Source organism: Xenorhabdus sp. KJ12.1, assembly GCF_963876495.1.
Taxonomy (GTDB): Bacteria; Pseudomonadota; Gammaproteobacteria; order Enterobacterales; family Enterobacteriaceae; genus Xenorhabdus; species Xenorhabdus stockiae.
Map to the genome: position 1 here is coordinate 162,329 of NZ_CAWNQH010000094.1, position 15,682 is coordinate 178,010.

Genomic DNA, 15,682 nt, shown 5'->3' on the forward strand with positions numbered 1-15,682 from the left:
GCATAACGATGGATTTTAAATATAGAATGAATAAGATTTAAATAGATAAATTCTAAATAAACAAACCTAAAGTTTGTTTGGCATATAAGAAAAAATCCAAAATAAGCTATATAGAATAGGGAGTTAACAGGACATAAAACAATTCATGAAAATAATAACACTATGAATTTTAAATCTATATTTTATATCTAAAATAAATTAATCCATCTGGTTATTTTAGATATAAATATAATGAAAACTAATTTATATCAGTTTCTATTTAAAATAGCTCCCATTTATCAAATTGTTCTTTCATCTCTTTAATAGAACTTAGTTTTATTTTTGGTATGGCCAATTTTTCAAACATTGCAGCATAGCGTTTTCGATTTTTGGGTGTAACAACAGTGATGTGGTGAAGCATCTCCCATTTGATTGAGTCTTGATTGCCTTCCAATCCACCATATCGTTTACGCTGGAATAACGTTCTGTTTATATAGCGAAGCAGGCTCAATGGCGTTGAAACATCTAATAAAATAACTCCTGTTGCTCTGGATAAGCGTTGTGGCAAGCATCTTCCGTAGTTTCCATCAATAATCCAGCTTTCTTCTTTAATTGCCATATCATGCAACGAGATAAATTCATCGACAGAGCGTTCCTGCCAATCTGTATTCGGCAAATGGAAAAGTTGATCCAAATGAGTGACTTTCAAATTACATTTTTTGGAGATTGCATTAGCAAGTGTAGATTTACCGCTATTCGAAGGCCCCATAATGCAGATTCTATTTCCTAAATCTGAAAGTTGCATAACATTCTCCAATAATTATAGAGCCGCATATATTATATGGATGAGATTAAAAATCCTATACACTGCGTCTTTCAAGTTGCCTCTTTGTTGGCTGTGCTCGCTTACCCCGGTCACATAGTTATCTATGCTCCCGGGGATGAACTCCCTTGCCGCCGCGATGCATCTTGAAATCCATTGTGTATATATATTAAATTTAGAGACTGTTATTTAATTTCAATTGGAAAATATCACGGTATTGATAACTGCCTTACCTTTTGATTGATATTTCATAATATAGGCAAGGCAGATTTTTAAATGGCGAAATCTGGACTACAGATTTCGAGCAACCATATTCTTAAATTGTGATAACGAAGCGACTCCGACTATAGAATCAACAGGTTTCCCATCTTTATAAATGTACGTTGTTGGTATACCGCGGATACCATACTTCATAGCGATAGTATTGAATCGTTCAATATCAATTTCGCCGAAAGTGGCCTTATTTTGCATATCAATTGATAACTGCTTAAACGTCGGCGCAACCATACGACATGGCTCACACCACGGTGCCCAGAACCTGATAACACTGACCCCTTTGGCACTAATAACACTGTCAAAATTCTCTTCGGTTAATTCAAGTAATGTGCTCATATGAATCCTTAGAAAAATTTTCAAGTTGATAGAGGACGACCTAGATTAACAATCAATTATTATATTGAATAATGCAACTATAGCAATGAGTATTTCTCAATCAAAAGATGGGGATATACTTCATATCTAAAGATATAGATATGAAGTGCATGGCACATAAAAATGAGTATACAATAACTGAAAAAACATTATAAAAATGAAATAAATTTTGAGTTTCAAAAGCAGAGATAACCTGAAAATGGTAGCATGAATGTAATTTATGTAGTTTTAATCACATATCACTTAAATTACTTTTATTAATTAACCTAACATGCAGTGTCTACAAAACCAGCATTAATTATGATAAATTATCTAACTCATTAATTATTGAATAATTATCAAAGAGCTATGATGGCCCATTCTCCTCTTCCACACAATATTCTTAGAGCCTGGCAGCGTACAGAGTTCTTCCAGCCTTATACTCTTGAAGAAAAAAAAACGAGCATTCGAATTACACTTCAAGATTTACGACTGCAAGGAGATAATGTACTACCATGGCTATCTCCAGATATCAGACAACAATATGAAATTACGAATAAAAAAATTGCATATAGCTTACACATCGGTTTGTTCGAAAAATCTATTTCCAATACCATTAGTGAAGGAATTTTTGGCCTTCCTAAAGAGCAATATTTTGAAGAAATTGAACAACGGCTAGATAAGGAAGGGACAACCTGTTTCGCAAAAGTCAATTTAAATACCGAAGGAAGTCCAATTCTAGACAAACTCTCAGTAAGTTCTCTCCCATGGGCATTGGGGCATCTACGTAAAAAACGGTTTGATGCACTTAATTCGGTTTCCTTCTCAGAAAGTTGCGAGCATCTTGCCAACACTCTCAGTAAATTCCGTATCTCATTAAAACCAATACGAGAGAATACTACTGGTATTTTAACAGCTAACGATATTTTGACACTATTGTTAACACATCTAGTAGAGTGGGCAGATTTTGTCCCTCAGTGGCAATATGCCCTACAGATAGATTGGATTGAAGTAAATAGCAATGACGAATCCGAAGCTCAGAAAATATCATCAGAAAATAATCACGAAATTGAAGATGGCCTAAATATTAAAGATAAAACCTTTGTACTCCCTATACTGAACAGTTTCTTTTTTGAAGATATTGAATACGCTATTGCTGCTCTCAAGCACGGGAACGAATGCAAAGCACTCAGAACATACCTTTCCCGCAATAAGTCCAAAAATCCAGACCTTTACACACAAGAAGGGCTTTCTTGCATAATCAGGCAATTACATCCTACAAAAATGCCTCATGGTCGCTGGCCCTCTGAACCAGAACATCCCATGTCGCTAATGCAGCAATTTGCGATCAATACAGCGATAGAAGAACTCGCTGACGGAGGTTTACTTTCTGTAAATGGGCCTCCAGGAACAGGTAAAACAACACTTTTACGCGATCTGGTAGCGCACAACATTGTAGAAAGAGCTAAAAAAATTTCATATTTTCAATGCGTTGAAGATACCCTGGACAATTCCGGTTTTATCGTGAATGAGCTAACGGGATTTGAAATGGTAGTTGCTTCATCCAACAATGCAGCAGTGGAAAACATTTCAAAGGAACTGCCACAAAAGAAATCGCTGGCGAAAGAATTTCTCACACTCGATTATTTAGCGCCGACAGCTAACCAGATAGCCACAGAAAAACGCCCTAAACGTGAACATAAGGTAGGTAAAAACAAAAAAAATCACCACCTATACCGCTCATTAGTAAATGAAAAACAGTGTTGGGGTTTAGTATCTGCCGCATTAGGTAAAAAGGAGAATAGAATAGAATTTGCACAGAGATTATTGTTTGATGAACACTTCCCTCGTGATACCAAAGTGGAAGCCTCTCCTCCCGAAAATGAGAATTTTCTTAGCCTTTGGCGCTGGAAAAACTATCATCAACCCACTTCATTCGATAACGCTAAAAAACGTTTTTGTGACTGTCTGGTTCAAACAGAAAAGCTTCACCAAAGCTTAGAAAAATTTGCCCATTTGTTAGAAAAACTGCACAACAATCCACTTGGGACATTATCTCAAACACTGGAACAAATAATTATACAGTGTGAAGAACAAAACAATAAACTAGAGCAAATGAAAGAAAAACAACATGCACTAGAAAAGCAAATCCAGTATGCGGCTCAGAAGCAAAAAGTCGTCGAAAGTTCTGCTCCAGGATGGTTCACAAGATTAGTGAACCGCAAAAAAGTACATGCGTATCAGGAAGTATTGAAAGATTCACAATATGAAGTGTTAAGACTAATGGGCCTACAAGCAGAACAAGCCCTAATCACCGTTGAACAATACGAAATACTTAACGAAATTATAGGAAAAAAGCTGAATCTACAACGAAATATTGAACAAATAACCCAAGAACAAGAGAATGATCAGCGTACTTTGCAAGAATTACGACAGCAGTTTCCTGATATCGCATTGCCTGATGTCAAATTACAAATTAACGATGCAGCGTTACAACGCACAGCGTTCTGGCAAAGTAGCAATATAAACCGCCAACGCTCTTCATTGTTTGTTGCTGCAATAGAACTTCATCAGGCTTGGCTATATGAGGCATTAGGGATAGAGCGTTTTAGAAAAATTATATTTAATCTTAAATCTTTTTTGGCGCAACCCTACCGCCAAATGTCACTAACTTTACACTGGTGGCAGACGTTATTTATGATTGTCCCAGTGTTATCTACGACCTTTGCATCTCTGGGACGTATGTTCCATGGAGTGAAAAGTGAAGAACTTGGTTGGTTGATGATTGATGAAGCAGGTCAGGCATCACCCCAACAAGCAGTCGGAGGTATCTGGCGAGCCAAACGAGTATTAATTGTTGGTGATCCTTTACAGATTGAGCCTATATTAACAACCTCTCCACCGCTGGTTGAGCGTCTTTGTCAGGATATTTTGAAGGATGAAGCCGAAAACTGGAATCCAGGCCGCCTTTCCGTACAACAAGTTTCCGACCTTGCCAATAAATGGGGTTGTATATTAGAAGTAATGAATAAGTCTGCCTGGATCGGTATACCTTTGTGGGTTCATCGTCGTTGTATTGAACCAATGTTCAGCTTAGCAAACCAAATGGCCTACAATAACCGTATGATCCATGGGATGGATGCTGACAAAATCTGTAGCCAATCTATAAATAATGTAATGAATAATCACTGGCAGGCATCCATTGGCAATCAAAGTGAAAAACAATATTGTGATAGTCACGGTAACGATTTGATTACATTGCTGGAAAAACTCCTCTCCGCCAATATTTCCCTAAATTCAATTTATATTATTACACCGTTCAAATCAGTTAAATTCGCCCTTTGTGAATTGCTGGAAAAAAGCAATTCAATTCTCTGGAGAAAATATCCATCAATAAAAAGCAAAGATGTCAGTAACTGGAAAAAGAATTGTATAGGTACTGTGCATACATTTCAGGGTAAAGAAAATGATATTGTCATTTTTGTATTGGGATGTGACAAAGATAATAAGGGTGGTGCTCAATGGGCAGCAAGTAAACCAAATCTATTAAATGTGGCTCTCACCCGAGCTAAAAAGAACATTTTCGTGATTGGTAATCCAGCAGTATGGCATGAATTACCATGGTTTCGTGATGTAGCAAGGGAATTACCAATGATTCCACCATCACACTATCATTAATCCCGATAATCTTTAAATAAAACACAGCATAAAATTTGATATTTTAATAAGGGGGTATAATGAAGCTGGTGCAGGCAAGAAGTCTGGAGTTAAATAAAGATATTTCGGCTGAAGAAGCCGATAAATTTTTTATACAAGGGCTTGTGACATCGAAACACCTTTTTGAGTGTCCTGAACCAAACTGCCATGCACAAGTAACATGTGCCAATCTTGATCGGCCTAAACGGCTGCGTAAGCGTGATCCTTATTTTAAATTTGTCTCTGAACATGCACCTGAATGTAAGCTAGGGGAACAAATAGATGATGAATATCGCCAGATTAAACGAACAAAAGATGATCCTGAAGTTCTCCCTTTTATTCGCGACGATATTGTCGAACTTGATTTATCTATCCCAAATAAGCACACCACACATGACGTTCCTGCAAACGAGGATGATGATAGTGTAACAAAACGCAGTAAACTCTCCGTTTCAGATGATGAAAGTGAAAATTCTCAACGACGCCATTCTCGGAAACGTTTATCTGGGCTTGTAACAGCCTTTATTGACAAAGAGAATTTTTTCCTTGAAACAGCAGAAGGCAGACTCCATTTAAAAGATTTCTTTATCAGAGTTAATGATTACAAAGATATTCGTGAATACCCAGATGAACCGAGGATATACTACGGCAAGGCGTGGCTTAATCGAAAAGATGATTATTATCTGGTACGTTTCGCTAATGAAATGCACTCGGGTAACGTGAAGTGCAAACCGACCTTCTTCATTCCTGCTCGCCTCGTCGATCATTCCGATTACCAGAGAACATCCAGAGAAATGCTAGACAAAATAGCAATGAGTACCCCATCAAAACCACTATATTTGTTCATTTTTAGTGAATTACCGCCGGTAAAAAATAACATAGGTAACTATATCAACTTTAAATTAGATGATTTAACTTATCTCTATTACCTGCCATGGAAGTCGAATATTTAGAGGAATAATGGCAATATCAGTGATCTAATCTGCTTCTTCATTTTTGGGGCACAGTTAAAATCGAAGTGTAGGTGCCCCAGATTATGTCCCTTAGTACATGTTGATTGCAACAGACCGCAGTAGACGTCAAAATAACGAAATATATTGATTTAATGGGATTTTCAAAAAATTTGAAGACTTGAATGGACGTTAATAAACTTACTAACGAATGGTGCCGAAGGCCGGACTCGAACCGGCACACCCGAAGGCGGTTGATTTTGAATCAACTGCGTCTACCGATTTCGCCACTTCGGCACTGAAAGGGGTCGGAAAACGAGAGCCATTATACTTGCCCGAAGACCATTCGCAACACTTATCCTTCCAATTTTGTTCAAGTGCTGAAAAAAAAAGCAAACACAATAACTTTCACATAAATTTGCTTAAATTTAAGCCCACATTATTCTATGTAACATAAATCGACCTTTTATAACTTCTTATCATCGATAGACAACCCATAATCTCCTTATATAATTCAAAATAAAATACTATAAAACACTGCTGTTGAGGTAAATCAGTATGACGCTTATCAATTGGATATTCGCAGGTATTCTGCTGGGTTTTGTTATCGGTGCCGTTATTGCGATATTTAAGAAGAATAAATAACGGTTGAGTTTCGCCATGCATTACGCTCCCTGATTGGTTAATCCGAAAATGAACAAACGGCTCTATAAATTTTGTGTTGTTTCAGCTCTCTCATTAGCGATTTCAGCCTGCTCTGCTTCTGGTAATTCGCACCAGAACAAAACGCCGCACTCAGGTAAACAGCCTACAAAATGGGAAGTGTTTGACGGCGATGTTTCAAACCGGAAAATGGCTTCAGCGCTGGTTGAAGAGTATGCACAGTCAATTTTTAATGAAGGTAATCCGCTAGGTATGGCAATGGTGGTGATTGATAATAATCAGGTCATACACCATAGTTTTGGAGAAACTTATCCAGGGAGCGGTATCAAACCCAGCCAGAATTCTCTAATCCGCATCGCTTCAATCACCAAACTGATGACCAGTGAAGTCATGATCAAGCTGGCAGAACAAAAGCGTATTAAAATCACCGATCCATTACAAAAATATACTTATCATGGTGTGCATGTACCCGATTTTGGTATCGACCAGCCTATTCGGTTATATCATCTGGCAAGCCACACCAGTGGGTTACCACGGGAGCAACCCGGAGGAAAATGGGGGCGTCCGGTATTTATCTGGCCGACTCAGTCTAATCGATGGAACTGGCTGAAAAATGCGGATCTAGAAACGGCCCCCGGCACAACGGCTTCTTATTCTAATCTAGCCTACGATTTATTAGCTGATGCCCTTTCCAAAGCAACCGGAGAACCTTATAGCCGCCTTCTACATGAAGAAATCACTCTTCCCTATAAAATGAAGGATACAACCCTGACACCAACTCCTGCTCAGTGTGCCCGGTTGATGGAGGGGATCAAATCCAGCCCTTGCCTTAATACTATCGCCGCAGCAGGCAGTGGCGGCATTTATTCTACTCCCGCCGATATGCAACGCTGGATGCAGCAGTTTTTATCCTCCCACAATCATTTGAGAAAACAGACTGCCAGCCGTGAACAGGGCATTTATTTTAAACGCGCTGAGCTGGCTTCAATCAGAGGAATGGATGTGGCCGGAAAAGCCGATGGTATCGGGCTTGGCTGGGTTTATATGAACGGTAAGAAAGATGTTCCGGGTATCTATCAGAAAACAGGCGGTGGTGGCGGGTTTAACACTTATATGGCGATGATCCCTGAGCAGAATATTGGTGTCTTTATTGTCATGACCCGAAAAGAGCACAGTAAGTTTCATCAGGTTACTAAGGGTGTGAATGAGCTGGTCACTGCACTGGCACAGAATCATAACCAGATTCCAGAGCAACCGGTAATGGAATTGGTAAAAAAATAAGCCTATAAAAAATAACAGCCTGAGTTTATATCATCAAAACTCAGGCTGTATCAGTCTGATAGGAGCAGGATATCAATTTGTGGCTGCTATTTTCTTTTCAAAAGTAAGTAAACACTCACTGTAAAGAACAGCAGGCTCGGCAGCAATGCACCTAACATCGGTGGCATGCTATAAACCAAACTGAGTGGGCCGAATATCTCATTGAGGACATAGAAAACAAAGCCTGAGCTGATCCCAACCACAACCCTGAATCCCATAGGAACACTGCGCAACGGCCCGAAAATAAAGGAAAGTGCCATCAACATCATGACCGCCACGGATAACGGCGCAAAAACCTTTTTCCACATATTGAGTTCGTAGCGCCCGGCATCCTGCTGGCTCTGTTTCAGATAAGTGATGTATTGATGCAAACCACGAATAGAAAGCGCGGTAGGCTCGAGGGAAACAACCCCCAGTTTTTCTGGTGTCAGTCGGCTTTTCCAGTCAGCAGAGATATACTGTGAACCGGTGATCCGGCCAAAATGATTTAAATCAGACTCTTCTACCTGAGATAACTTCCATTGCGCATTTTCCGTATCATACACAGCGGATGCAGCATATTTCACTGACAATAGTTTTTTGTCGTTATCAACATGATAGATACTGATACCGTTCAGTGCACTATCCTTCCCTACACTCTGAATGTAGACGAAATCATTACCATCTTTTGCCCAAAGCCCTTTGGAGGTGGACATCAAAGAGCCACCATACATCTTCTGTGAGCGGAAGTTACGGGCGATTTGCTCCCCTTGCGGAGCAACCCACTCACCTATCACCATGGTCAGTAAAACCAGCGGAATAGCTGTTTTCATTACCGCACCGGCAACCTGAAGACGGGTAAAACCAGAAGCCTGCATTACCACCAGCTCACTGCGGGTTGCCAGCGCGCCTAAACCCAAAAGTGCGCCCAACAAAGCCGCCATCGGGAAGAAAATCTGGATATCTTTGGGAACACTCAGCAAGGTATAAATACCGGCAGAAAGGGCGGTATACTCGCCCTGCCCGACTTTACGCAGCTGATCGACGAACTTAATAATGCCGGATAGCGACACCAGCGTGAACAGTGTCATCAGAATGGTTTGCAGGATTGTCCGCCCGATATATCTATCTAATACACCAAACATCAGGCCGCTCCTTGAGTCTTAAAGCGTGAACGCAGTTTACGCATCGGGGTGGTATCCCATACGTTGAGCGCCAGTGCCAGAGCAAAATACACACCGTTAACCAGCCACATCCAGATCATAGGATCAAGTTTCCCTTTACCACCAGCCGAACGCAGTGAACTTTGCAGCAGGAAGAAAATCAGGTAGAGCAACATGGCTGGCAGCATACTGAGTACGCGCCCCTGACGTGGGTTGACTGCACTGAGGGGAACAACCATCAATGCCATAATCAGGACAGAGGCAATCAAAGTCAGACGCCAGTGAAGTTCAGAACGGGCATCTTTATCATTGCTGCTATGCCATAGTTCAGTCATTGATTTTTGTTCAACTTTACCGCTGTCTACATCCGGGTTTTGATGTCCGATAACGGCGCGATAGTCGTTAAAATCGGTAATGCGGAAATCACGTAACAAGGCCGTTCCCTCGTAGCGCGTTCCTGTATGAAGTACCGCAACCTGATTGCCGTTGGGTAACGCTTCCATATGCCCGCCATCAGCAATGACGATTGAAGGCCGCTGATTATGCGTCGGGCGAAGCTGGGCAAGGAAAACATTCTCAAAATTATTCCCTTTGACGTTACCGATATACAGCACCATATTGCCATCATTAGAAGGCTTGAACTGCCCTTCCATTATTGCGGCAAGGCTTGGGTTTGCTTTCGCATCTGCCAGCACTTGTTCTTGATACTTGGATGACCACGGAGTGAACCAGATAACGTTGGCCGCAGCCAGCATCGCAGTGAGCAGAGCCAGAATGAGGGCGGATTTCACCAGCACGCTTTTACCTAAACCGCAGGCATGCATGACGGTAATTTCGCTTTCCGTATAGAGTTTACTGAATGTCATTAACACCCCGAGAAACAAGCTCAGGGGTAAAATTAGCTGCGCCATCTCCGGCACACCTAATCCTAACAAAGATAAAACTAAATTTGCGGGAATATTACCTTCCACCGCCGCGCCCAATACCTCAACTAATTTCTGACTGAAAAAGATCAGCAATAAGATGAAAAGTATTGCGATTTGACTTTTCAGGGTTTCCCGTACCAGATATCTAATGATGATCACGCTTATTACGCCTGTGAAAACTTGTCTTTTTGCAGGAAAGTCGCTAACTTCGTCGTATATCTACCATTTATATGAATCAGTTTGGCTTCCCCGTAGCTAAAATGATACCAAAGCATTCCATATATTTGTTCTCAATTAGAGCATACTTATCGTTAGCTAAGTATCTAAAATTAATATACTCAGCTTAACATAGCAGAGAACTTTATTTGGGATGATTTAATGCGGAACATGGTATTTTAGCGATTGTATCTGTCTTTGTCTTTAAGATTCAGGAGAACGCATGGAGTTTAGTGTAAAAAGCGGTAGCCCGGAGAAACAACGCAGTGCGTGTATTATTGTCGGCGTATTTGAACCGCGCCGTCTTTCCCCTATCGCAGAACAACTTGACAAAATAAGTAACGGTTATATCAGTGCCTTACTGCGCCGCGGTGAACTTGAAGGCAAAGTGGGGCAAACCCTGCTACTGCATCATGTTCCTAATGTGCTGTCTGAGCGCATTCTGCTGGTTGGTTGCGGAAAAGAGCGTGAACTGGATGAGCGCCAGTATAAGCAGATTATTCAGAAAACCATCAGCACCCTCAATGAAACCGGTTCAATGGAAGCTGTCTGTTTCCTGACTGAATTACACGTCAAGGGACGCAACAACTATTGGAAAGTACGTCAGGCGGTTGAAACAGCAAAAGAGTCACTGTATGTCTTCGACCAGCTTAAGAGCAGCAAAACCGAACTGCGTCGGCCTTTGCGCAAGATGGTCTTCAATGTGCCGACCCGCCGCGAACTGACCAGTGGTGAGCGTGCCATTCAGCACGGTCTTGCCATTGCCGCCGGTATTAAGGCGACAAGAGATCTGGTTAACATGCCGCCTAATATCTGTAATGCTGCGTACCTTGCCTCACAGGCACGCCAGCTTGCTGACAGCGCTGAAAATCTGGTTACCAAAGTGATTGGTGAAGAGCAGATGAAAGAGCTGGGCATGAATGCCTATCTGGCAGTAGGTCAGGGTTCTCAGAACGAATCTCTGATGTCGGTAATCGAATATAAAGGCAGTAAAGACCCGAATGCGAAACCTATCGTACTGGTGGGTAAAGGCCTGACTTTCGATTCCGGTGGTATCTCCCTCAAGCCAGCCGATGGCATGGAGGATATGAAGTTCGATATGGGCGGTGCGGCTTCTGTTTATGGTGCTATGCGAATTGTGGCTGAGCTGCAATTGCCTATCAATGTCATCGGCGTTCTGGCTGGGTGTGAAAACATGCCCGGTGGCCGTGCCTATCGCCCCGGAGATATTTTAACCACAATGTCCGGCCAGACCGTTGAAGTGACGAATACTGATGCGGAAGGTCGTCTGGTGCTGTGTGATGCGCTGACTTATGTTGAGCGTTTCGAACCAGAGCTGGTTATTGATGTCGCCACGCTGACAGGTGCATGTATGGTTGCACTGGGTAGCCATTACACTGGTTTGATGTCCAACCATAATCCACTGGCCCATGAACTGCTGAATGCGTCAGAACAGGCCGGGGATCGGGCATGGCGTCTGCCATTGGGCGATGAGTTTTCCGAGCAGTTGGAATCCAATTTCGCGGATATGGTGAACTCCTGTGGGCGTCTTGGCGGCGCGATTACTGCTGGTGCTTTCCTGTCGCGTTATACAGCTAAATACAATTGGGCACATCTGGATATCGCCGGTACAGCATGGCGTGCAGGTAAGCAGAAAGGAGCGACAGGTCGTCCGGTTGCACTGTTGGCACAATTCCTGTTAAATCGTGCAGGTCTTAATGCTGATGATTAATACCCCTCCGCCATTTTTCGCATAAGAATATGGCGTATACCCAACAGATTTCGGGTTACAACCTGAAAAATGATGGCGATAAAAAGGTATTAAAGAAAAGGGTATTGCTGCTGCAATACCCTTTTTCCGTCACCTTACCTGTCGTTTAACCATTTTTCTGTAACCTATTTTCGATAATCATGAGACTATGAAAAACGCCACTTTCTATTTATTGGAAAAGATGTCACCGGAAAAATCATCGTCTTTAGATGATTTACAGCCACATGAATGGCTGGCATGTCAGCTTGCCGCTGACCAATGGCGTGCAGGGAAGCGGGTTCTGATTGCTTGTGAAAGCCAGCAGCAGGCCGAAAAGCTGGATGAAGTCCTATGGCAGCGAGAGCCGGGCCAGTTTGTGCCACACAACCTTGCAGGAGAAGGCCCCCGTTATGGCGCGCCTGTAGAATTGTGCTGGCCGCAGAAAAGAGGCAATGCTCCCCGTGATATTCTGATTACACTGCTTCCTCATTTTGCAGACTTTGCCACAGCTTTCCATGAAGTGGTAGACTTCGTCCCTATTGATGAAAATCTGAAACAGTTAGCTCGCGAACGATATAAATCCTATCGTAGCGTCGGCTTTAATTTGACCATGGCAACCCCGCCAACCTATTAAATATCAAGATAAAATGGAAAAGACACCCGCTACTAAAACGCAATCTGAGCCATCTCTCGATAAAACGTATAACCCGACAGAGATAGAGCAACCTCTTTACGATCACTGGGAAAAGAGTGGTTACTTCAAGCCAAATGGCGACACCAGCCGTGAAAGCTTCTGCATCGTCATTCCACCGCCAAATGTGACTGGCAGCCTGCACATGGGGCACGCCTTCCAGCAGACTATCATGGATACGATGGTGCGTTACCAGCGTATGCAGGGCAAAAACACACTGTGGCAGGTCGGTACTGACCACGCAGGTATCGCAACACAAATGGTTGTTGAGCGCAAAATCGCAGCTGAAGAAAACAAAACTCGCTACGATTATGGCCGCGATGCTTTTATTGACAAGATTTGGCAGTGGAAAGCGGAATCCGGTGGCACAATCACTAACCAGATGCGCCGTCTGGGTAACTCTGTGGATTGGGAGCGTGAGCGCTTCACCATGGATGAAGGGTTGTCAAAAGCCGTTAAAGAAGCCTTCGTACGCATGTATCAGGACGACCTGATTTATCGTGGTAAGCGTCTGGTTAACTGGGATCCAAAACTGCGCACAGCAATTTCTGATATCGAAGTTGAAAACCGCGAAGTCAAAGGTTCAATGTGGCATCTGCGTTATCCATTAGCAGATGGTGCGAAAACAGCCGAAGGCAAAGATTACCTGGTTGTTGCGACAACCCGCCCGGAAACGGTGCTGGGAGATACCGGTGTTGCAGTTAACCCGGAAGATCCACGTTATAAAGATCTGATTGGCAAAGAGATCATTCTGCCACTGGTAAACCGTCGTATTCCTATCGTGGGCGATGAGCACGCTGATATGGAAAAAGGCACCGGTTGTGTGAAAATCACTCCGGCCCACGATTTCAATGACTATGAAGTGGGTAAACGTCACAGCCTGCCGATGATCAATATCCTGACGCTCGACGGTGATATCCGCGAAGCAGCAGAAGTGTTCAATAGCAATGGCGAAGCTTCTGACGCTTATTCAACCGAAATCCCGGCTGAATATCGTGGCATGGAGCGTTTTGCCGCCCGTAAAGCTATCGTTGCCGAATTCGAAAAGCAGGGTCTGCTGGTAGAAATCAAGCCTCACGATCTGACCATTCCTTATGGTGACCGCGGTGGTGTAGTCATCGAGCCAATGCTGACCGACCAGTGGTATGTCCGCACTGCGCCGCTGGCAAAAGTGGCGATTGAAGCCGTTGAGAATGGCGACATCCAGTTCGTACCAAAACAGTACGAGAACATGTACTACTCTTGGATGCGTGATATTCAGGACTGGTGTATTTCCCGTCAGTTGTGGTGGGGTCATCGCATCCCGGCGTGGTATGACGCAGCAGGCAATGTCTATGTGGGTCGCGATGAAGAAGAAGTTCGCCGCGAAAACAATCTGGGTGCAGATATTACTCTGACTCAGGACGATGATGTGCTGGATACCTGGTTCTCTTCCGGTCTGTGGACATTCTCTACTCTCGGCTGGCCTGAACAGACTGAAGCACTGAAAACGTTCCATCCGACCGATGTACTGGTCAGTGGCTTCGATATCATCTTCTTCTGGATTGCCCGCATGATCATGATGACCATGCACTTCATCAAAGACGAAAATGGTAAGCCTCAGGTGCCATTCAAGACAGTCTATATGACAGGTCTGATCCGCGATGAAGAAGGCCAGAAGATGTCTAAATCCAAAGGGAACGTTATCGACCCGCTGGATATGATTGACGGCATTCCGCTGGAAAATCTGCTGGAAAAACGCACCGGCAATATGATGCAGCCACAAATGGCAGAGAAAATCCGCAAGCGTACTGAAAAGCAGTTCCCGGAAGGCATTGAAGCCCACGGTACTGACGCCCTGCGTTTCACTCTGGCGGCACTAGCTTCCACGGGTCGTGATATCAACTGGGATATGAAGCGCCTGCAAGGTTATCGCAACTTCTGTAACAAACTGTGGAACGCCAGCCGTTTCGTGCTGATGAACACCGAAGGACAGGACTGTGGTCAAAATGGTGGCGAAATGTCACTGTCACTGGCAGACCGCTGGATCCTGGCAGAATTCAATCAGACAGTGAAAGCTTATCGCGAAGCGCTGGATACTTACCGCTTCGACATCGCGGCTAATATTCTTTACGAATTCACATGGAACCAATTCTGTGACTGGTATCTGGAACTTTCCAAACCGGCCATCAATAAAGGTTCTGAAGCTGAAGTCCGCGCAGCCCGCCATACTCTGATCGAAGTGCTGGAAGGTCTGCTGCGTCTGGCTCATCCAATCATTCCATTCATCACTGAAACCATCTGGCAGCGTGTGAAAGCGGTTAAGGGCATTGATGCAGATACCATCATGCTGCAATCTTTCCCTGAATTCGATCAGGCGAAAGTTGATGAATTAGCGCTGAACGATCTGGAGTGGATTAAAGAGGCGATCATTGCAGTACGTAACATCCGTGCAGAAATGAACATTGCGCCAAGCAAGCCACTGGAAGTTCTGCTGCGTGATGCGAATGCCGATGCACAACGCCGCGTTGCTGAAAATCTGAACTTCCTTCAGGCAATGGGCCGTCTCTCCTCTGTTACCGTTCTGGCAGCAGGAGAAGAAGCACCTGTTTCTGTGACCAAGCTGATCAACGGTGCAGAAGTGCTGATCCCAATGGCTGGCTTAGTAGATAAAGATGCAGAACTGGCACGTCTGGATAAAGAAATCGAGAAGCTGGATAAAGAAATCAGTGGCATCGAAGGCAAACTGTCCAACGAAGGATTTGTCAGCCGCGCACCAGAAGCCGTTGTAGCTAAAGAGCGTGAGCGTCTGGCAACAAACAATGCAGCTAAAGAAAAATTACTGGCACAGAAAGTGACTATCGCTGCTCTGTAATATTTTCTGAATTAAATTAAGCCACTGTATATTTGCAGTGGC

General features: G+C 43.3%; 10 protein-coding genes and 1 tRNA gene. 6 read left to right on the forward strand and 5 right to left on the reverse strand.

The features are described from left to right. Positions 1 to 259: 259 nt before the first annotated feature. Positions 260 to 784 carry a GTPase gene (locus AACS92_RS17285; protein ID WP_099109021.1) on the reverse strand — a complete coding sequence of 175 codons (525 nt, stop codon included), beginning with the start codon at positions 782 to 784 and terminating at the stop codon, positions 260 to 262. A 309-nt stretch (positions 785 to 1,093) separates the two neighbouring features. Then, entirely contained in the window at positions 1,094 to 1,414 is a 321-nt protein-coding gene (locus tag AACS92_RS17290) for a thioredoxin family protein (protein WP_099109022.1), read from the reverse strand. Positions 1,415 to 1,804: 390 nt separating this feature from the next. Between AACS92_RS17290 and AACS92_RS17295 the strand changes: the two genes are divergently transcribed. Then, a complete protein-coding gene (locus AACS92_RS17295) occupies positions 1,805 to 5,110 on the forward strand; it encodes a DEAD/DEAH box helicase family protein (RefSeq protein ID WP_099109023.1) in 3,306 nt (1,101 codons plus the stop codon). A 59-nt stretch (positions 5,111 to 5,169) separates the two neighbouring features. Continuing rightward, positions 5,170 to 6,081, forward strand: a complete 912-nt coding sequence (locus AACS92_RS17300; protein ID WP_099109024.1) for a hypothetical protein — start codon at positions 5,170 to 5,172, stop codon at positions 6,079 to 6,081. Positions 6,082 to 6,290: 209 nt separating this feature from the next. Here AACS92_RS17300 and AACS92_RS17305 read toward each other — a convergent pair. Beyond that, positions 6,291 to 6,375 (reverse strand) — tRNA-Leu (locus AACS92_RS17305). Positions 6,376 to 6,771: 396 nt separating this feature from the next. On the opposite strand from AACS92_RS17305, the gene ampH reads away from it, so the two are divergent. Continuing rightward, on the forward strand, positions 6,772 to 8,022 hold the full coding sequence (ampH, locus tag AACS92_RS17310) for a D-alanyl-D-alanine-carboxypeptidase/endopeptidase AmpH (protein ID WP_099109025.1): 1,251 nt from the start codon (positions 6,772 to 6,774) through the stop codon (positions 8,020 to 8,022). Between the two features lie 86 nt (positions 8,023 to 8,108). On the opposite strand, the gene lptG is transcribed toward ampH, so the two are convergent. Both lptG and lptF read right to left on the reverse strand, forming a co-directional pair. Next, positions 8,109 to 9,185 (reverse strand): LPS export ABC transporter permease LptG, encoded by a 1,077-nt coding sequence (gene lptG / locus AACS92_RS17315; RefSeq protein ID WP_099109026.1) that lies wholly within the window; start codon positions 9,183 to 9,185, stop codon positions 8,109 to 8,111. After that, positions 9,185 to 10,288, reverse strand: coding sequence for an LPS export ABC transporter permease LptF (gene lptF / locus AACS92_RS17320; protein ID WP_099109027.1), 1,104 nt, complete (start codon positions 10,286 to 10,288; stop codon positions 9,185 to 9,187). Before lptF ends, lptG begins: the two co-directional genes overlap by 1 nt. A 280-nt stretch (positions 10,289 to 10,568) precedes the next feature. On the opposite strand from lptF, the gene pepA reads away from it, so the two are divergent. The 3 genes from pepA (at position 10,569) to AACS92_RS17335 (ending at position 15,640) form a co-directional block, all read left to right on the forward strand. Further along, the gene (pepA, locus tag AACS92_RS17325) at positions 10,569 to 12,077 is read left to right on the forward strand and encodes a leucyl aminopeptidase (protein WP_099109028.1); all 1,509 of its coding nucleotides are present in this window, start codon (positions 10,569 to 10,571) and stop codon (positions 12,075 to 12,077) included. Between the two features lie 187 nt (positions 12,078 to 12,264). After that, positions 12,265 to 12,729, forward strand: a complete 465-nt coding sequence (locus AACS92_RS17330; protein WP_099109029.1) for a DNA polymerase III subunit chi — start codon at positions 12,265 to 12,267, stop codon at positions 12,727 to 12,729. 13 nt (positions 12,730 to 12,742) lie between these two features. After that, positions 12,743 to 15,640: a valine--tRNA ligase gene (locus AACS92_RS17335; protein WP_099109030.1), complete on the forward strand. Its 2,898-nt coding sequence runs from the start codon at positions 12,743 to 12,745 to the stop codon at positions 15,638 to 15,640. Positions 15,641 to 15,682: the final 42 nt, after the last annotated feature.